The sequence below is a fragment of the Microbacterium phyllosphaerae genome (assembly GCF_017876435.1).
GTDB classification, from domain to species: domain Bacteria; phylum Actinomycetota; class Actinomycetes; order Actinomycetales; family Microbacteriaceae; genus Microbacterium; species Microbacterium phyllosphaerae.
On sequence record NZ_JAGIOA010000001.1, the window covers coordinates 754,937 to 772,659 of the forward strand.

General features: G+C 68.2%; 17 protein-coding genes. 8 read left to right on the forward strand and 9 right to left on the reverse strand.

All coding sequences use genetic code 11. From position 1 onward, the window contains the following. Window positions 1–90: 90 nt before the first annotated feature. Both JOF42_RS03655 and JOF42_RS03660 read left to right on the forward strand, forming a co-directional pair. Window positions 91–1,416: an MFS transporter gene (locus tag JOF42_RS03655; RefSeq protein ID WP_210096610.1), complete on the forward strand. Its 1,326-nt coding sequence runs from the start codon at window positions 91–93 to the stop codon at window positions 1,414–1,416. 94 nt (window positions 1,417–1,510) lie between these two features. Further along, a complete protein-coding gene (locus tag JOF42_RS03660) occupies window positions 1,511–2,104 on the forward strand; it encodes a TetR/AcrR family transcriptional regulator (RefSeq protein ID WP_210096611.1) in 594 nt (197 codons plus the stop codon). Window positions 2,105–2,158: 54 nt separating this feature from the next. Here the strand turns inward: JOF42_RS03660 and JOF42_RS03665 are convergent, their stop codons facing one another. The 3 genes from JOF42_RS03665 to JOF42_RS03675 form a co-directional block, all read right to left on the reverse strand. Next, the gene (locus JOF42_RS03665) at window positions 2,159–2,509 is read right to left on the reverse strand and encodes a TraR/DksA family transcriptional regulator (protein ID WP_210096612.1); all 351 of its coding nucleotides are present in this window, start codon (window positions 2,507–2,509) and stop codon (window positions 2,159–2,161) included. A gap of 303 nt (window positions 2,510–2,812) precedes the next feature. Beyond that, complete coding sequence (locus JOF42_RS03670; protein ID WP_210096613.1) at window positions 2,813–3,136, reverse strand: cupin domain-containing protein; 324 nt, start codon at window positions 3,134–3,136, stop codon at window positions 2,813–2,815. Window positions 3,137–3,226: 90 nt separating this feature from the next. Next, entirely contained in the window at window positions 3,227–5,767 is a 2,541-nt protein-coding gene (locus tag JOF42_RS03675) for an MMPL family transporter (RefSeq protein WP_210096614.1), read from the reverse strand. Window positions 5,768–5,839: 72 nt separating this feature from the next. Between JOF42_RS03675 and JOF42_RS17805 the strand changes: the two genes are divergently transcribed. Next, the gene (locus JOF42_RS17805; RefSeq protein ID WP_259160932.1) at window positions 5,840–6,409 is read left to right on the forward strand and encodes a TetR/AcrR family transcriptional regulator; all 570 of its coding nucleotides are present in this window, start codon (window positions 5,840–5,842) and stop codon (window positions 6,407–6,409) included. A gap of 9 nt (window positions 6,410–6,418) precedes the next feature. Here JOF42_RS17805 and JOF42_RS03685 read toward each other — a convergent pair whose 3' ends face one another. The 4 genes from JOF42_RS03685 to JOF42_RS03700 all read right to left on the reverse strand — a co-directional run bounded on the left by JOF42_RS03685 (window position 6,419) and on the right by JOF42_RS03700 (window position 10,861). Continuing rightward, window positions 6,419–7,126, reverse strand: a complete 708-nt coding sequence (locus JOF42_RS03685; protein ID WP_210096616.1) for a DUF2786 domain-containing protein — start codon at window positions 7,124–7,126, stop codon at window positions 6,419–6,421. Between the two features lie 247 nt (window positions 7,127–7,373). Continuing rightward, complete coding sequence (locus tag JOF42_RS03690) at window positions 7,374–7,520, reverse strand: hypothetical protein (protein WP_210096617.1); 147 nt, start codon at window positions 7,518–7,520, stop codon at window positions 7,374–7,376. Beyond that, window positions 7,517–9,850: a phosphoribosylformylglycinamidine synthase subunit PurL gene (purL, locus tag JOF42_RS03695; RefSeq protein WP_210096618.1), complete on the reverse strand. Its 2,334-nt coding sequence runs from the start codon at window positions 9,848–9,850 to the stop codon at window positions 7,517–7,519. The genes JOF42_RS03690 and purL overlap by 4 nt, the downstream gene beginning before the upstream one ends. Window positions 9,851–9,919: 69 nt before the next feature. Then, window positions 9,920–10,861, reverse strand: coding sequence for a helix-turn-helix transcriptional regulator (locus tag JOF42_RS03700; RefSeq protein ID WP_210096619.1), 942 nt, complete (start codon window positions 10,859–10,861; stop codon window positions 9,920–9,922). A 100-nt stretch (window positions 10,862–10,961) separates the two neighbouring features. Here JOF42_RS03700 and JOF42_RS03705 point away from each other — a divergent pair, with 100 nt between their 5' ends. Beyond that, window positions 10,962–11,426: a VOC family protein gene (locus JOF42_RS03705; protein WP_210096620.1), complete on the forward strand. Its 465-nt coding sequence runs from the start codon at window positions 10,962–10,964 to the stop codon at window positions 11,424–11,426. 115 nt (window positions 11,427–11,541) lie between these two features. On the opposite strand, the gene JOF42_RS03710 is transcribed toward JOF42_RS03705, so the two are convergent. After that, the gene (locus tag JOF42_RS03710; protein ID WP_210096621.1) at window positions 11,542–12,978 is read right to left on the reverse strand and encodes a serine/threonine-protein kinase; all 1,437 of its coding nucleotides are present in this window, start codon (window positions 12,976–12,978) and stop codon (window positions 11,542–11,544) included. 185 nt (window positions 12,979–13,163) lie between these two features. On the opposite strand from JOF42_RS03710, the gene JOF42_RS03715 reads away from it, so the two are divergent. The 4 genes from JOF42_RS03715 to JOF42_RS03730 all read left to right on the forward strand — a co-directional run bounded on the left by JOF42_RS03715 (window position 13,164) and on the right by JOF42_RS03730 (window position 16,464). Next, complete coding sequence (locus tag JOF42_RS03715) at window positions 13,164–13,568, forward strand: hypothetical protein (RefSeq protein WP_210096622.1); 405 nt, start codon at window positions 13,164–13,166, stop codon at window positions 13,566–13,568. A 220-nt stretch (window positions 13,569–13,788) separates the two neighbouring features. Then, window positions 13,789–14,016, forward strand: coding sequence for a DUF2188 domain-containing protein (locus JOF42_RS03720; RefSeq protein WP_210096623.1), 228 nt, complete (start codon window positions 13,789–13,791; stop codon window positions 14,014–14,016). Further along, complete coding sequence (locus JOF42_RS03725) at window positions 14,016–14,930, forward strand: 3-keto-5-aminohexanoate cleavage protein (protein WP_245340714.1); 915 nt, start codon at window positions 14,016–14,018, stop codon at window positions 14,928–14,930. Before JOF42_RS03720 ends, JOF42_RS03725 begins: the two co-directional genes overlap by 1 nt. Before the next feature lie 334 nt (window positions 14,931–15,264). Beyond that, window positions 15,265–16,464 carry a MalY/PatB family protein gene (locus JOF42_RS03730; RefSeq protein ID WP_210096624.1) on the forward strand — a complete coding sequence of 400 codons (1,200 nt, stop codon included), beginning with the start codon at window positions 15,265–15,267 and terminating at the stop codon, window positions 16,462–16,464. Between the two features lie 204 nt (window positions 16,465–16,668). Here JOF42_RS03730 and JOF42_RS03735 read toward each other — a convergent pair whose 3' ends face one another. Beyond that, window positions 16,669–17,709 (reverse strand): LacI family DNA-binding transcriptional regulator, encoded by a 1,041-nt coding sequence (locus tag JOF42_RS03735; protein ID WP_210096625.1) that lies wholly within the window; start codon window positions 17,707–17,709, stop codon window positions 16,669–16,671. Window positions 17,710–17,723 lie beyond the last annotated feature (14 nt).

The window sequence follows — 17,723 nt, forward strand, 5'->3', positions numbered from 1 at the left end:
ACGGTCTAGGTTTTCAGCCACGGGAGCGAAACCCCGGCATTTCGCAGTGTGGCGATGCCTTCCGACTCCCACCGGCCGAAGGAGGCAGGCATGAGCGGTTCCGCAGCGGGAATGCCGTCAGGAATGACGACGGCGACGGCAGTCGCCCGCGATCATCATTGGTTCAAGGAGCCGACAGAGCCGGCGAAGAAGAGTTACGTCGCCTGGCTGATCATCGCCCAGTTGGTCTTCTTCATCGCGCTGCTCGGCCCGGCGATCGTCGGAATCGGCATCAAGATCCAATCGCTCGTGGCGGCCGGGGTCATCCCCGAGAACGGTGCGACGGGGGCGGCTGCGGTGCTCGGAGGCGTCGGAGCGCTGTTCGCGACGATCGCGAACGTCGTGTTCGGGCGGGTCTCCGATCGCACGACCAGCAAGTGGGGGCGCCGCCGCATCTGGATCGTGCTCGGCACCGTGATCATGACCGTCGCGTTCGTCATCATGGCGCTCGCGCCGAGCCTGCTCGTGGCGACGGTCGGCTGGGCCCTCGCGCAGTTGGGCGCCAACATGGCGTTCGCCCCGTTCGTCGCGACGGTCGCCGATCAGGTGCCGAAGTTCCAACGCGGCACCATCACTGCGGCGCTCGGCATCGCTCAGAACGTCGGAATCCTCGGCGGCACCTATGTCGCCCAGTTCTTCGTCAATGACCTGGTCATCATGTTCGTCGCACCATCGATCCTCGCAATCATCGTGATGGTCATCTTCGTGATCGTCCTTCCCGACAAGGTGCTGCCGACCAAGCCGCCTCGCGCGACGTTCCGCGACTGGTGGGAGACGTTCTGGGTCAGCCCGCGGCAGCACCCCGATTACGCCCTGGCGTGGTGGTCTCGATTCCTCATCACCTTCGCGAGCTTCGGGTTCACGACCTTCCGCTACTTCTATCTGCTCAACCACGTGGGGGTCGAGGAGGTGGACATCCCTGCGGTGATCTCGACGAGCGTCCTGATCTATACCGTCGCGCTGGTCGTGGTCAGCATCGTGGCGGGGAGGCTCTCGGACAAACTCGGGCGTCGCAAGGTCTTCGTCTGGAGTTCGACGGTGTTGTTCGCCGCAGGAACGGTGGGCCTGATCTTCGTGCAGGACGTCACTGCCTTCTACATCCTCGAGGCCTTCATGGGTATCGCCTACGGAATGTACGTCGGTGTCGACCTCGCACTCGTCGTCGATGTGCTGCCCAACCCCGATGACGCCGGCAAGGATCTCGGTGTGTTCAACATCGCCAATGCGTTGCCGCAGACGTTCGCACCGCTGATCGGCGGGATCATCGTGTACATCGGCAGCGAGAACGGCAACAACTACGGGTTGTGGTTCTCGATATGCGGAGTCCTGGCGCTGATAGGCGCCGTGGCGATCTTCCCGATCAAGAGCGTGAAGTAGCGGGGAAGGGGAGTGGGGATCGGACGCCTCGGGGGGCGCATCCGATCTCCGCGGCCCCACTCGGACATTCATCGGATTCTCTTAGAATGACCTGATGGCACGACGGGGGCAGTACGCGAAGGGCGCGGCGAAGCGTGCCGAGATCCTCGCCGTCGCGCTCGAGGTCGTCGCCGAGCAGGGAACCCGCAAGGCGTCGAACCGTGAGATCGCCGCGCGTGTGGGGCTGACACAGCCAGGGCTGATGCACTACTTCAGCACTCGAGAAGAGCTCTTCCTCGAGGTCCTCCGAGCGCGCGACGAGCGCGACCACGAGCAGTTCTACTCTCCGCTCCAGGGTTTTCAGGGCTTCCTTCACGTGATCACGCACAACGCCAGCGTGCCCGGACTCGTGAGGCTCTACGTGGAGTACTCGGCGGAGGCGACTCTTGAAGGCCATCTCGCCCGAGCGTTCTTCGAGGAGCGCTTCACCTGGGTGCGCGGCCTCATGGTCGAGGCTGTCGAGATCGAGCAGGCCGCCGAGCTGATGGGCCCCGACGTCGACACCGCGTACGTCGCCGATCTCGTGATCGCCGCCGCCGACGGACTGCAGGTGCAATGGCTCCTGGATCCCTCGATCGACATGGCGGACCGTCTGTCCCGGCTCTGGCAGGGCATCCGCGCGGCATCCTGGCCTGTCGTCGTCGCCTGACGCGTCGTGCGCTCGGCCGGGCTGCGATCGTGTTCGGCGCTCGGTGCGTCGGCCTCAGAGGCCGAGTTTCTCGGCGCAGGCGACGCAGTGCGTGGCGAACGGGCGGACCTCGAGGCGCGCGGTGGGGATCGGTCGGCCGCAGTTCGCGCAGACGCCGTAGGTGCCGGCATCCAGGCGCGCGATCGCGTCGTCGACCTGCTGGAGCTCGGATGCCGCAGCCTCGGCGAGCCCCGTCAATCGTGACCACTCCGACGAGAGCGTGACGCCCTCGGGGTCGTGCTCGTCGTCGTCGTTCGAGCCCTCGCGGTCGTGCATGAGCTCGGCGAGGGTGGCCGCCGTCGTGGCGACCCGCTCGCTCGCCTCAGCGCGTCGTGATTCGAGGCGAGAGCGGGCATCCGACGTCATCCGCACACTCTAGGCCGACGTTCCGACATCGGGCACGGTGGCCGGGCGCGGTGCAGGTCACGCCGGCGACCGGGCGCGATGCAGGCCACCACACACACCCGCAGGCCCAGAACACACCTGCATGTCGAGAATCCGGTTTCTCGGCATGCATTCGTCATCTGGGCATGCGTCTGTGCGGTCTCCCGCTGGTTCCGGCTGGTGGATCCCCGGGCGGCGGGGGAATCGCCACAGGCCACTCAGTCATCCGGGATCCGCTCAGCCATCCGGGCGGTACCTCGCATCCGGCGGGCCGAACGCGAGCGACTACTCGAGCCACTCCGTGATGAAGCGGTCGCTCGCATGGATGTGGGTGGCCTCGTACGTGCCGCCGTCGAGCACCTCGAATCGGTGGTCGACGAGCGCCGGAACGACCAGCACCTGCCCGCCGGTCCCGACGACCTGTTGGTCGCCCACGGTGAAGAGCGCGCGGCCTCGATGGATCACGAAGGTCTCGACGTACGGATGCCGGTGCAACCGCGGCCCGCTTCCGACGGCTGAGGTGAACTCGCGGATGATGCTCACAGGCGAGCCGATGAGGTGGCCCTCGATGTTCGCGTCGAGGGCCACGTCGATGGGTGCGACGGTCATGGTGCCTCCTTGCGGCCGAGGCTACCGACGCCCGCCCGTGCGCGGAAGGGGCGCTTGCCGTGCCTGGGTCGAGCGCGCCGCCCCAGGCGGTCAGCGCGCCTCGGTCGCCCCCGAGCTCGGCACGACCTGAACCGTGTCGGTCCGCACACCGGGGTGGTCGTGCTCGAGGGCGGCGCCCTCCATGTCGACGTTCGGGAGGATGCGGTCGAGCCACCGCGGCAGCCACCAGGCCGAGCGACCGAGCAGGTGCATGAGCGCGGGCATGAGCAGCATCCGCACGACGAAGGCATCGAGCAGCACACCGAAGGCGAGGCCGAACCCGATCGAGCGGATGATGGTCGACTCCGAGAAGATGAACCCGCCGAACACCGACACCATGATGAGCGCGGCGGCGATGACGACCGATCGGCCGGCGCGGAAGCCCTGGGCGACGGCATCCCGTGCCGAGGCTCCGTGCACGTACGCTTCGCGCATCCCCGAGGCGAGGAAGAGCTGGTAGTCCATCGCGAGTCCGAACAGGATGCCGACGAGGATGACAGGCAGGAAGCTCAGGATCGGTCCCGTGCTGTGCAGGCCGATGAGGTCTGCCGCCCAGCCCCACTGGAACACGGCGACGATCAGGCCGTAGGTCGCGAACAGCGAGAGTACGAATCCGCCGGTGGCGATGATCGGCACGAGCAGCGAGCGGAACACGACGATCATGATGAGCAGCGAGAGTCCGACGACGACCACGAGGTAGAGCGGCAGGACGCCCGCGAGTGCCTCGGAGATGTCGATGTTGATCGCAGCCTGACCGGCGACGCCGAGCGTGATGCCGCCGTCGAGCTGGGGCAGGGCGCGGATGTCCTGCACGAGCTTCTCTGTCGACGAGCTGTTCGGGCCTTCGGCCGGAAGCACCTGGAACGCGAGCAGTGTGTTGTCGTCGGACGTCGCGATCGGAGCGACGGCCACGACGTCATCCTGGGCGGCGATCTTCTGGGCGATCTCGACCTGCGTGGCGAGCAGGTCGCCGTCGCTCACCGCGTCGTCGAGGGTGGCTGTGACGAGCAGCGGACCGTTCGCCCCTTCGCCGAACTGCTCGTCGACGGCGTGGAACGCGCGGTAGCTCGTGGAGTCCGAGGGCTCGCTGGCGCCGTCGGGGAGTCCGAGGCGCATCGACATCGATGGGATCGCGATGATCAACAGGGCGATGATGCTGACGAGGGCGGTGACGATCGCGCGCAGAGTCGACATCCGCTTCACGGGCTTGCCTGCCGCGTGCGGCTGACCGATCGTGGCGCGGGCCTTGCCGCTGAGCAGGCGGGTGCCGACGAGTCCGAGGATCGCAGGAGCGAGAGTGATCGCGACGAGCACCGCGACGGCGACGCAGACCGCGCCGACGGTTCCCATCAGCCCGAGGAACGGCACACCCGTCACATTGAGGGCGAGCAGCGCGACGATCACCGTGGTGCCGGCGAACACGACGGCGGTACCCGAGGTGCCCGTGGCGAGCCCGATGGATTCCCTCACGGGGACGCCGTTGAGCAGCTGCTTGCGGTGTCGGTTGACGATGAAGAGCGAGTAGTCGATGCCCACAGCGAGGCCCAGCATGACGCCGAGCACCGGAGTGACGGATGCCATGTCGACGACGCCGGAGAAGGCGAGGGATGCGGTCACGCCGACGCCCACGCCGACGATCGCCGTCACGATCGGCAGAGCCGCGCCGATGAGTGTGCCGAGCATCACGATCAGCACGACGGCCGCGAACGCGAGGCCGATCGCCTCTCCGACGCCGAAGATCTCGGGCACGCCCTGGGCGATGTCGGTGCCGAAGTTCACCTCGACGCCGTCGATCGGCGAGGACTCGAAGTGGTCGATCGTTCCCTGCTTGACCTCTTCGGAGAGCTCGAGGCGGGGGTCTTCGAACGAGACGTTGACGATCGCCGTGGAGCCGTCGTCGGACACGACGCCGATGCCGTTCGTGAGGTCGAGCAGCGTCGAGCCGAGTTCGACCTTCTCGGCGTTCTCCTCGAGTTCTGTGCGCGACTCGTCGATCTTCTTCTGCTGTGCGTCGAGGCCGGCGAGCTGGGCGTTGAGGTCGGCGATCTGAGCATCGAGCGCGGCGAGCTGCTCAGCCGGAGCGCCGCCCGCTTCGGACTGCGACCGGGCGGTCGTCAGCTGGTCGAGACCGGCGTCGAGCTGAGTGCGACCATCGTCGAGCTGCGCCTGACCGGCGTCGAGCTGTGCGCGGCCGCCCTCGATCTCGTCCTTCCCGTCGGCGAGATCCTGCGCCTGCGTGGCCTGCTGCTCCTGCGCATCGAACGGGTCGATGACCGAGGCGACGCCGTCGAGGTCTTCGGCGCTCGCCGCGAGCTTCGAGATCTCCTGCTTCTGCTGCTCGGTGAAGGCCGAGCCGTCGTCCGTCTGATAGACCACGGTTCCCGTGCCGCCGGCGGTGTCGGGCAGCTTCTCGGCGAGCTGATCGGTCACAGCGCCGGACGCGGTGCCGGGGATGTCGAAGCTGTTGCTCAGCGTGCCGCCGAGCGTGAGGAACGCGCCGACGCCCAGGCCGAGGATGATGACCCACGAGACGATCACCGTCCACGCCTTGCGCGCAGCGAAGGAACCCAGACGGTAGAGCAGTGATGCCAAGACGATCTCCTTCAGACGAACTGATCATACGGTGCGTCTCGTCTAGAGTTCTGTGGTTATCCTGAACGTGTGGTGAACGAGCATCGAAGCGGGCCCGTGCGCAGCACGGCTGCGCGTGAGGCGATTCTCGACGCGACCTCTCGCCTCTTCCACAATCAGGGGTACGACCGGCTCACGATCGAGGGGATCGCGAAGGAGGCCGGGGTCGGCAAGCAGACCATCTATCGCTGGTGGCCGTCGCGTGGTGCGCTGATCGGAGAGTGCCTCGCCGAGGGGCGCCTCATCCCTGTCGACTTCATCGTCCCGGACACCGGAGACCTCGCCGCCGACGTCGAGACGTGGCTGCGCAGCGTGCTCTCGATCCTCGAAGCGCCCGAGGGCGGAGCGCTGCTGCGATCACTCGTCGCGGCAGCCACCGAGGATGCCGGAGTCGGCGCGCACCTCGGAGACAGCCTCGGCGTCGAGAAGTACCTCACCGAGCGCATCCGCGGGGGTATCCGCGACGGACAGCTCGCCGAAGACGCGCCGGTCGACCAGCTCGGACGAGCCATCCTCGGCGCGATCATCGTCGAGTCGCTGGGGCGCGAGCACCACGACCCCGAGTCGATCGTGCAGCTGACCCGCTTCTTCTTCTCCCGCTAGCGCTCTGACTCACCGCGCCACCGCGGTCTGGCCGCCGGTCTGAGCATCGAGGCCCGATCGGTGCCCGTACGCGAACGACGCGGCATCCGCCCCTCGCCTCGGCCGTGCGGCTTTGGTCGCCATCTCGTCGACCGCAGCATCGACCCGGCTCCGCCGCGAGACGAGCACGAGTTCGGTTCCTGCGATGCTCTCGTCGACGACCACTCGCCGGCTCTCGGCGATGCGGTTCATGACGCCCACCGCGAATCCGCGGAGGAACCCGCTGCGCGCCCGTCGTCTGTCGCCCTCGCGATGCCTGGCGTACAGGTCGCGGTGCGTGAGCCACCAGTCGCGCATCGCGACCATGGCCTGCACCTCGAGGCTCGCGGTCAGTGTCTGCGCCTGGCGGACGTCGGATTCGTGCCCGACCAGATACAGCGCGGCCACGGGCGGGAACTCCCCGACGAGCGGCCGAACGGTCTCCAACGCCATGGCCACGCCGATGCCGATCTCGCGCAGATCCTTCGCATAGACGCCGCGGAACAGCATCCGCTCGGTGACGATCTGCTCCTGCGTCTGCCCGAGTCGCCCGCGTCTCTCGTCGATCTGCGCCTGTTCGATCCCGTACTTCAAGATCAGGCGCTCGGCGTGCTCGGTCAGAGCCTCGGCCTCTTCGGGCGTCGTGCTCTCGGCCTTGGCGAGCAGTTTCGCGATCAGGTCGAGCTTGGCTTCGGTCATGGCATCCCCCTTGGATTCGTGATGCCGTGATCCTCCGCGGGGGTGCCTACATTGCGAGGCCGAATTCCGGGGACTGTGGAGAAGCCCAGATCACGGATGCCGGTGCAGAAGAGGATGCCGTCACAGACGCAGGCTCAGATCACAGATGCATGCCGGAACCCGGGTTCTGGGCATGCCCGTGTGATCTGAGCCTGCAAGTGTGAAGCGGCAGTGTGAAGCGGCAGCGGCAGCCGAAGGACCCCGGAACTCAGCCGAGGATCAGCGTGAGGACGGTCGCGCCGCCGCCACCGAGGATCAGCGCGATGATGACGGTCCAGGCGACGATGCGCATGCGGCGGTTGCGCTTCTCGCCCAGGTCGCCGTAGTCGTCGTCGGGCCGGCTGAGCTCGCTCATGCGCTGACCGGCTCCGCGACCGTCGGGCCGAAGGCTGCGGGCAGGGTGGCCTGCGAGCGCTCGCGGATCTCGGCGATCGGAACGGTGAAGACGTCCTGCACCTCGAGCTTCGCGCCCTCGCTGTCGGTCACGCCGATGCGCATGACCGGGTAGTTCCGGCCTTCGCAGAGGCCGCGGAACTTCACGTCGTCCTCACGGGGGACGGTCACGATGACGCGACCGGTCGATTCCGAGAAGAGGGCGGATGCGGCATCCACGCCGTCGCGCTCGATGATCTCGTTCAGCCAGACGCGCGCGCCGACGCCGAAGCGCGAGACGCCCTCGGCGAGAGCCTGTGCGAGGCCACCCTCCGACACGTCGTGCGCCGACGAGATCAGCCACTCGTCACGGGCCGCGCCGAGCAGACCCGCGAGGCGCTTCTCGCCCGCGAGGTCGACCTTCGGGGGAAGTCCACCGAGGTGCTGGTGCACGGTCTCGGCCCACGCCGAACCCGACAGCTCGGTCGAGGTCGTGCCGAGCAGGTAGATGTTCTGACCCTCGTCCTGCCATCCGGAGGGGATGCGGCGCGAGACGTCGTCGATGATGCCGAGCACGCCGACGAGCGGGGTCGGGTGGATCGGCACGTCGCCGGTCTGGTTGTAGAACGAGACGTTTCCGCCGGTGACCGGGGTGCCGAGCTCGTAGCATCCGTCGGCGAGGCCGTCGACGGTCTGCCCGAACTGCCACATGACCTCGGGGTTCTCGGGAGAGCCGAAGTTCAGGCAGTCGGTGATCGCGGTCGGAACGGCGCCGGTGACGGCGACGTTGCGGTACGCCTCGGCGAGGGCGAGCTGCGCACCCGCGTACGGGTCGAGCTGGCAGTAGCGGCCGTTGGCGTCGGTCGAGATCGCGAAGCCCAGGCCCGACTCCTCGTCGACGCGGATCATGCCGGCGTCGTCGGGGAAGGAGAGGGCGGTGTTGCCGAGCACGTAGTAGTCGTACTGGTTGGTGATCCAGCGGGTGTCGGCGAGGTTCGGTGAGGCGACCAGGTCGAGGAACTGCTCGCGCAGCACCTCGGGGTCGTTCGAACGGGGCAGCTTCTCGGCGGCATCCGCCTGCAGTGCGTCGATCCACGTCGGGTAGGCGACGGGGCGGTCGTAGACCGGGCCGTCGACCGCGACGGTCGACGGGTCGACGTCGACGATGCGCTCGCCCTGCCAGTCGATGATGAGGCGGCCGTCGCCGGTGACCTCACCGAGCACCGACGTCTCGACGTCCCACTTCTTCACGACCGCGAGGAACGCGTCGAGCTTCTCGGGGGCGACGATCGCCATCATGCGCTCCTGCGACTCCGACATGAGGATCTCCTCAGCCGTGAGCGACGGGTCGCGCAGCAGCACGTTGTCGAGCGAGACCTTCATGCCGCTGTTGCCGTTGGCGGCGAGCTCGCTTGTCGCGCACGAGATGCCGGCGGCGCCCAGGTCTTGGATCGCCTCGACGAGCTCGTCGCGGTACAGCTCGAGGCAGCACTCGATGAGCACCTTCTCGGCGAACGGGTCGCCCACCTGCACCGCGGGGCGCTTGGTGGGTCCGCCGTCGGCGAAGGTGTCGGATGCCAGGATGCTGGCGCCGCCGATGCCGTCGCCACCCGTGCGGGCGCCGAACAGTACGACCTTGTTGCCGACGCCTGTCGCGTTGGCGAGCTTGAGGTCTTCGTGGCGGAGCACGCCGACCGCGAGCGCGTTGACGAGCGGGTTGGCCTGGTAGACGGAGTCGAAGACCGTCTCGCCGCCGATGTTCGGCAGGCCCAGGCAGTTGCCGTAGAAGCTGATGCCGCTGGTCACACCGTGCACGACGCGGGCGGTGTCGGGGTGGTCGATCGCGCCGAAGCGCAGGGCGTCCATGACCGCGACCGGGCGTGCGCCCATCGAGATGATGTCGCGGACGATGCCGCCGACGCCGGTCGCCGCACCCTGGAAAGGCTCGATGAACGACGGGTGGTTGTGCGACTCGGCCTTGAAGGTGACGGCCCAGCCCTCGCCGACGTCGATGACGCCCGCGTTCTGGCCCATGCCCACCATCAGGCGTTCCTTCATCTCGTCGGACACCTTCTGGCCGAAACGGCGCAGGTAGTTCTTCGACGACTTGTACGAGCAGTGCTCCGACCACATGACGGAGTACATGGCCAGCTCGCCGGAGGTGGGGCGGCGGCCCAGGATCTCCTTGATGCGGGCGTACTCGTCATCCTTGAGGCCCAGCGCTGCGTACGGCTGCTCCTTCTCGGGAGTCGCGGTGGCGTTCTCGACGGAGTCGGGGACGTGCTTGTGGGCAGGTGCAGGGGCGGTGGTCACGCGCACTCCTAGATGAGGGGCCGGCGGGGCATGGCCAGTCTACCGGGGGATGCCGTGGCTGATCGCCGGTCAGGATGCGGCGCCGAGGCGGGCTGCGAGGGCGCGGGCGGCGTCCGCCAGGGCGGGCGGGCCCTCGACGCGGAACGGGGCGTCGAAGCGGGCGACCGAGGCGAGGATGCCGGTCCACGACCAGGATCCGACCGTGACGCGGCATGAGGTGTCGTCGATCAGCTCGACGCTGCCGTCGCGTCCGATCCAGTGCGCGACCTCGCGGGCGGGCACTTCGAGCACGAGCTCGCCGATGCAGGGCCAGCGGTCGCCGGCATCCGACCCCTTCGCCCGCGCCGCGAGGTAAGTCTGTGCATCGGCGGCAGGCAGCTCGCGGGGCGTGAAGGCGGGGCCGGTCGGGATGCGCGGGGTCATCCGATCGAGCCGGAAGGTGCGCCAGTCGTCGGCCTCGAGATCCCACGCGAGCAGGTACCAGCGTCCTTCGCGGGCGACGACGGCGTGCGGCTCGGTGCGCCGGGGTGGGCGATCGTGGTCGCCGTAGTCGAAGCGCAGCACGCGCCGGTCGCGTACCGCGGCGCTGACGGCCTCGAGCACCGCGGGATCCACCCGGGTCTCGTTCTCGACGCCGGTGAAACGGATGCCGTCGACCCGATGCCGCAGACGCGACGGCATCACCTGGCGCACGGTGGCGAGCGCACGAGCGGCGCCCTCGTCGATGTCGATCCCCGTGGCGGGCACGCTCTGCAGGGCGACGGCGATCGCGACGGCCTGCTCGTCGTCGAACAGAAGAGGAGGAAGCTCGGAGCCCGCTGCCAGCCGGTATCCGCCGTCCGGGCCCTTGATCGCGCTGATCCGGTAGCCCAGTTCGCGCAGGCGGTCGACGTCTCGGCGCACCGTGCGCGGTGTGACGTCGAGGCGGTCGGCGAGCACCTGCCCCGGCCAGTCGCGCTGCGTCTGCAGCAGCGAGAGCAGGGCGAGCATGCGTGAGGAGCTGCCGGTCATGGCATCCATTCTGCGTCAGGTAGAGGACCGAATCTGTCCGCTTCTGCTGTGAATGTGGTTCTCGACGGCGAATCCGCCGCACGACGATCGAGGAGACATCATGAGCATCGCAACCACCACCCACCTCAACTTCCGCGGCACCGCTCGCCAGGCGCTCGAGTTCTACGGAGCCGTCTTCGGCGGCGAGGTGACCCTCGCGACCTACGGCGACTTCGGTATGCCGGCCGGGGTGCCCGGTGCCGACAAGGTCGTGTTCGGGCAGGTCGAGAACGCCGAGGGCTTCCGGCTCATGGCGTACGACATCCCGGGCGCATCCGAGGATCTGCAGGCGACCGCCGGCTCGACGACACGCGAGAATGGCGCGACCCTCAGCGACCGGACGTTCTTCCAGTCGCTGCGTGCCGACTCTCTCGACGAGCTCACCGGATACTGGGATGCTCTCGCACACGGCGCCTCGATCGTCGAGCCGCTCGCGGCATCGGCGTGGTCGCCCGGATTCGGGATGCTGACCGACCGCTTCGGCGTGACCTGGGTGCTCGACGTGCGGGTCGCGCACGCGGGCTGAGCCGCCGGTCGTCCACAACTCCGGATGAACGGCGTCGGATCGTCCGCACACCCCGGTTTCGGGTCGGACTCGTCGGTTTCATCCGGAGTTATGGACGGGATGGAGGGGTGACGGACTACTCGCCGTCGCTCTTGCCGGAGTTTTCGCCGTTGCCGGGATTGCCGTTGCCGGGATTGCCGCTTCCGGAGTTTCCGGAATTGCCGTTGCCGGGGTTGCCCGAGTTTCCGGGCTTGTCGTCCGTCCCGGAGTCATCCGGGTCGGCCGCGACCTCGACAGGTGTCGTGGCGCCGTCATCTGTCGGAGGGGCGATCGGGGTCACCTCCGCGCGCATGACCTGTGCCGAGACGACCCGGCCGAGGTCGGTGGCGGGTGCGGCCATCAGGGAGAAACCGGCGACGAGTGCTCCGGCCGCGACCGCGCCCGCAGCTCCTGCTACGACGCGGCGGCGAGTGTGGGCGTGCGATCGTGGCGACTCCGCCGGCGGCAGCACTGCCGTCTCGGCCGACGTCGCTCGTTGTGCTGAATCGGGGTCCGTGACATCGCCGCGGGCGTCGGGCGTGGCTCCATCGCGCGGCAGGCCGACGGCATCCGGCAGCTGAGTGCCCGGCGCATCGCCGGCATCCGAGATCTCCCCGCCACCCGCGCCCGGGTCCACGACCGACGCTGCTCCCGCCGCCGACGCCGCGACCGCCGCACGGTGCGAGCCCGTCGCATAGCCGCGCAGCAGCTGCCGCGCCTCTCGCGCCACGTCGATCGCGTCGGGCCGTTCTTCGGGTTCGAGCCGGGTCATTCGCTCGAGCAGATCGCGCCACTCGCGCGGAACCGTCTCGGAGATCGTCGGCGGATTCATCAGCCGCGCGATCGCCGCCGCACGTCCTGAGCCGAGCGATGCGTATCCGGGTGTTCCGCTGAGTGCCTCGATCAGGATGAGACCGAGCGAGAAGATGTCGACCGCTGTTCCCGGTTCAGCGTCGCGCAGCTGTTCCGGCGCCATATAGGTGAGTGTGCCGAGCACGATCCCCGGGGTCGTCAGCCGAGGGTCACCGAGCGTGCAGGCGATGCCGAAGTCGGCGAGCTTCGCGGCGAACGGTCGCCCCGCTCGGCCTCGGGCCAGAAGCACGTTCGAGGGTTTGACGTCGCGGTGCACGATCCCGGCTCCGTGCACGGCAGTCAGCCCCTCGGCGAGGTCGCGGGTGAGGCGGGCGACGTCCTGCGGGGGCAGGGGTCCAGCGGCCATCCGCTCGGCGAGCGTCGGCCCGTCGACGAACTCCATCACGAGGTACTGCGGTCGTCCTGGTGCGAGTTGGGCGTCGTGCAGCGTGACAAGCGACGGATGGCTCAGCGAGGCCAACAGCGCCTTCTCGGTGTGCGCACGTTCGATCGAGGCGACGGGGCCTTGGCTCTCATGGATCATCTTGATGGCGACGGTTCGGCCGAGATGCGTGTCGTCGGCGCGATAGACGGTCGCCATGCCGCCGCGTCCCACTCTGTCGTGCAGTAGATATCGTCCATCGAGCAGTGCCGCCGTCGGCGACATCACTTCCAGCGTCATCGCTTGCTCCTTGCGGGTACATCCGGGCCATGCATCTGACGACCCTAACCAGGGCGCCGGATGCTCGTCAGTGGGGTTGACGTTCGCGAGAGAAAGTGGATGCGGCATCGTGCCCTGGATCATGAGACGCCAGGTGAGTACCCTCTGGAGGAACCGTCATGTTCGTCTGTCGAGAGGATTCCCGCATGCGGATAACCACACTTTCGGTGCAAGCGGGCATCGTGGTCGCCGCCGTCATCCTTGTGCCGATGATCGGCGTCGTGCTGTTGGTCGCAGACGTCCCGTGGGGGTTCGCCTGGTCGATCGTCGCGATCACCGCGCTGGTCGTGTTCGCGGCGAGGACGTTCCGCGCCGTCGATGAGCCCCTGACCCCTCGGCCGTGGTGGCAGATGACCGCGCGGCCCTCGTCGAGCGGAGTGCTGTCGGCGCTGTTCCTGGCCCAGGCCGCGAGCACTTTCTTCATGTTGTGGACGTCTCCGCTGGTGGTGCCTTCGCGGCTGTCTGCGGCCGTGCTGCTCGTGATCGCCGCGGCGTACGCGAACTCGGCCTTCCAGCTCGCCCGACGGCGAAACGCGCGCGTCGCCGCGTAGCGCGGGCGCTGGTCGCCGGTCGCCGGTTGCCGGATGCCGGGTGCCGCATGCCGGTCCCCCTGCCTGCCCCTACTGGTTGCTTGCGAGGTCAAAAACGCACCGGAAACCGTGGTTTCCGATGCTTTTTCGACCCCGCAGGCGAAAGCCCAGAATGCTGTCAAGGGGCTCCTGCGATGTCCGAGGCTCCGACTAGAAGGAAGGAAGAACGAAAGGACGAAGCATGGCCGCAGGTGACATCGAGACGTTCCAACGAGACGGAATCTGGTTCAACCGCATCGAGGGCGAATCCCGCACATTGGGTTCCAGCTTCGAAACCCAAGACGACGCCGTTCGGGTCGGTCGCGGAGCAGCGGCAGCGCGCCAGGTGCAGCACGCGGTGCGTACCGAAGAGGGTCCGTCCGAGACGGGCAACCTCCACGACTGGCATCCGCGCGACCTCATGAACTGATGGTCGCGATTCGTGACGATGCACCGCCCGCCGACGGGCGCGACAACACCGACGAGTGGGACAGCGCCGACGGGCGCGACAACACCGGCGGGTGGGACAACACAGAGGTGCGCGACAACGCCAACGGGCCGGACAACGCCGAGCGGCCGGAGCAGGGCAGCGATCCTGAGCGTGACGGATCAGAACGACGGATGCTGTTGCAGGTGTGCCTGAACGGAGCACGACCCGCGGTCGAGCATCCGGGGCTCAGTGCCGACGTGACGCTCGCCGCTGCGGATGCCGCGAGGGCTGTGGCCGCCGGAGCGCAGGCGATCCACGTGCACCCGAAGGATGCTGCGGGCCGAGACAGCCTCGCCGCCGATGACGTCGAGCGGTGGGTTCGGGCCGTACGCGACGCATGTCCAGGCGTGCCGATCGGCGTCACCACCGGAGCCTGGATCGAGCCCGATGTCGACACACGCCGCGACGCGATCGCAGGCTGGACCGAACTCCCCGACTTCGTTTCGGTCAACTGGCATGAAGCTGGTGCTGACGACGTCGCCGGGCTGCTCGTGAGCCGCGGGGTCGGAGTCGAAGCGGGTATCTGGGACCCGACGGGTCTTGACGCCTGGCAGAGTTCGCCGGTGCGTGGAGAGTGTCTGCGTGTGCTGATCGAGCTTCCTGATGAGGCCGCCGATGTCGTGCGGTCTCACGCCGAGGGGCTGATCGCGCACGTGCGGCTCGATGAGCCGAGCATCCCGATCCTGCTGCACGGAGAGCAGCGCTCGGCCTGGCCGGCGTTCTCTCTGGCGGTCGAACTCGGGCTCGACTCACGCATCGGGCTCGAAGACACCCTGACGATGCCCGACGGACGAGTCGCGTCCGACAACGCGGCGCTCGTGCGAGCCGCAGCGGCCATGGCGCGTCCGCGCTGACGGCGCGCGGGAGGCCCGACGGCATGCATGAATCCGCGTCGCCCGATGCGCCGGCCCGCGTCGCGTCTGAACCGTCACGCACCGAAACCTGACTCGCCCGCAGAGCACCTCGTCTCTAGTGTGGAAGCTCCCGCTGTGAAGGAGAAGCCGTGTCTGAGATCGCGACCACGAGCGCCGGCATCCTGCCTCGCACGCAGCCGAGACTCGACGCCGACGCTTCTCGCTCGGTCGCGCCGATGGCTTCAGCTTCGAGTCCGGCTACGGTGATCGCGTGAGTATTCGTCGTGGGGTCGTCGTCGTTCGATGTCAGCGGGCGGCCTGAGAGCCGTATGTGATGACAGACGACCGCGTGCGCACCGACCCGCATCCCTTCGACTCCCGTACGAGGTTCGACCTCGATCGACCGGAGAGTCGTAAGTGGAGTCTGCACCCGGGGCGCATCGGCGCCTGGGTCGCGGAGATGGACTTCGGCGTCGCACCGGTGATCGCCGAGGCCATGCACCGCGCGATCGATGAGGAGAACCTCGGCTACCTGTCGCCTCCGGTTGCGGCCCGACTCGGCGAGGCGACGGCCGAGTGGATGAAGGGCGAATACGGCTGGGCGATCGACCCCGAACGCGTGCATCCGGTGTCTGATGTCATGGCGGCGTTGCGGGTGGCCGTCGAGGAGTACGCGCCGGCCGGATCGGCCGTCATCGTGCCGACTCCCGCATATATGCCGTTTCTGACATATCTGCCGACGATCGGGCATCCGGTCATCGAGGTGCCCGGCGTTGAGACAACCGATGCGAGCGGACGGGTGCGCTGGCACCACGACCTGCAGCGCATCGACGAGGCCTTCGCCGCAGGAGCTCGCACTCTCGTGCTCTGCAATCCGCACAACCCGACCGGAACCGTCGTCGACCGCGACGAGCTCGAGGCTCTTGCCGAGATCGTCGAGCGCCACGGCGGTCGCGTGTTCGCAGACGAGATCCACGCGCCATTGCGCTTCGGCGGCAGGCCGTTCATCCCCTATGCGTCGGTGTCCGAGGCCACGGCCGCGCACACCGTCACCGGTACGAGCGCGTCGAAGGCGTGGAACATCCCCGGCCTGAAGACCGCGCAGCTGATCACCTCGAACGACGCCGACCAAGAGCTGTACCGGCGCTTCGGGTTCTCAGTGCAGCACGGGGCCGCGACGCTCGGGGTGGTCGCCTCGACCGCGGCGTACCGCGAGGGCAAGCCCTGGCTCGACGGCGTCGTCTCGTATCTCGACGAGTCTCGTCGGGAGCTCGCGTCGCTCGTCGCCGAGCACCTGCCCGGCGCCGCGTACCGAGAGCCGGAGGCGACGTACATCGGCTGGATCGACACCACTGCGCTGAACATCGAGGGCCCGCCGGCGGTGTTCTTCCGCGAACACACCGGGGTCGTGCTCACCGAGGGTGCGCTCCTCGGGCGCGGGTACGAGAACTTCGTGCGGGTCGTATTCGCGACGCCGCGGCCGATCCTGCGCGAGGCACTCGCCGCGATGGGCGACGCCGTCCGCACTCGCTGAGCAGAGCACGCCGCGCTGCGTCGCATCACGTCGCGCTGCGTCGCATCACGTCGCGCTGTGTTGCATCACGTCGCGTCAGAGCGCAGCTGCGGCTGCGGGCCCAGTCTCCTCGCCCGTCGGGAGCGGGGGCACAGGGGCATCCGAACCGCTCTCGCCTCGCACGACGCAGGGGGAGACCAACCCCGACCCCGCCTGAAACAACCCCTAAGAGCGGACGCCCGCGACCTGCGGGGTCGATGTGCGCAGCACTGGGTATCCCTCGAGAACGACTGTCCGACCGGACGGCTCCGTCGACTCCGCGAGCCGGAATGCCTCTTCGGCGGCTTCCAGCCAGGGCAGGTGGATGGTCGTGAGCGGCGGGTCGATGTCTCGCAGTGCGGGCATGTCATCACATCCGGCGACAGCGATGTCCTGACCGATGACGAGGCCCTGTTCGCGCAGACGCACCGAGAGGCCGATCGCCATCGAGTCGTTCACACAGAAGACGACGTCGGGCAATGGCCGTCGGCGTAGGATCTCGCCTGCCGCTCGGTATCCGCCGTCATGGCTCGATGCCTGCTGCAGCACGCGGTCGAGTGGCACGGTCAGGCCGTTCTGCGCCCAGCCCTCGATGAACCCGTCGGTGCGCTCGCGTGAGATCTGCCCGAGGCCCACGCCGCCGACGATCATCGGATCGCGGTAGCCGATGCCGGCGAGTGACGTCGCGAGTTCGGCCGCGGCCCGTCGATCGTCGACGACGACCGAGTCGAAGGGCGTTCCCGAGACGCCGATGACCACGACGCGGCACCCTTCGTGCTCTGCATGCTTCAGCTCGGCCGCCAGTTCGGGCATGCCGTCGCTGGTCGAAGACTCGGTTCCGACGTAGATGATCACAGAGGGACGCTGGCCGCGGAGCAGGCGGATCGCGTTCGAGGTGGCGTCGATCGCGGCGGTCTGGGCGACCGCAGTGGTGACGAGCATTCCCCGCTTCGCCGCTGCGTGGAAGACGCCGGTCATGACCGGGTTCTGGTAGTCGTCGGGGATGTCGCCGACGACGAGCCCGACGGCTCGCGATCGCCCGAGGGCGACGGCCTGCGCTGCGAGGTTCGTCGCGTATCCGAGGCGCGCGGCCACCGCACGCACCCGAGCCTGCGTCGTCTCACTGACTCTCCCCGTGCGCCCGTTGAGGGTTCGCGACGCGGTCGAGACCGAGACGTCGGCCTCGCGAGCCACGTCTTCCAACGTGACGGCGCCGTTCTCTGTCATCGGATTCCTTCGAG

Bases quoted from the DNA above. Each gene is read 5' to 3' on its own strand.
- JOF42_RS03665 (WP_210096612.1), bottom strand. From the start codon at position 2,509: ATGACGTCGGATGCCCGCTCTCGCCTCGAATCACGACGCGCTGAGGCG.
- JOF42_RS03670 (WP_210096613.1), bottom strand. From the start codon at position 3,136: ATGACCGTCGCACCCATCGACGTGGCCCTCGACGCGAACATCGAGGGC.
- JOF42_RS03655 (WP_210096610.1), top strand. From the start codon at position 91: ATGAGCGGTTCCGCAGCGGGAATGCCGTCAGGAATGACGACGGCGACG.
- JOF42_RS03725 (WP_245340714.1), top strand. From the start codon at position 14,016: ATGGTCGCGATTCGTGACGATGCACCGCCCGCCGACGGGCGCGACAAC.
- JOF42_RS03705 (WP_210096620.1), top strand. From the start codon at position 10,962: ATGAGCATCGCAACCACCACCCACCTCAACTTCCGCGGCACCGCTCGC.
- JOF42_RS03660 (WP_210096611.1), top strand. From the start codon at position 1,511: ATGGCACGACGGGGGCAGTACGCGAAGGGCGCGGCGAAGCGTGCCGAG.
- JOF42_RS03690 (WP_210096617.1), bottom strand. From the start codon at position 7,520: ATGAGCGAGCTCAGCCGGCCCGACGACGACTACGGCGACCTGGGCGAG.
- JOF42_RS03715 (WP_210096622.1), top strand. From the start codon at position 13,164: ATGCGGATAACCACACTTTCGGTGCAAGCGGGCATCGTGGTCGCCGCC.
- JOF42_RS03710 (WP_210096621.1), bottom strand. From the start codon at position 12,978: ATGACGCTGGAAGTGATGTCGCCGACGGCGGCACTGCTCGATGGACGA.
- JOF42_RS03700 (WP_210096619.1), bottom strand. From the start codon at position 10,861: ATGACCGGCAGCTCCTCACGCATGCTCGCCCTGCTCTCGCTGCTGCAG.
- JOF42_RS03720 (WP_210096623.1), top strand. From the start codon at position 13,789: ATGGCCGCAGGTGACATCGAGACGTTCCAACGAGACGGAATCTGGTTC.
- JOF42_RS03735 (WP_210096625.1), bottom strand. From the start codon at position 17,709: ATGACAGAGAACGGCGCCGTCACGTTGGAAGACGTGGCTCGCGAGGCC.
- JOF42_RS03730 (WP_210096624.1), top strand. From the start codon at position 15,265: ATGACAGACGACCGCGTGCGCACCGACCCGCATCCCTTCGACTCCCGT.
- JOF42_RS03685 (WP_210096616.1), bottom strand. From the start codon at position 7,126: ATGACCGAAGCCAAGCTCGACCTGATCGCGAAACTGCTCGCCAAGGCC.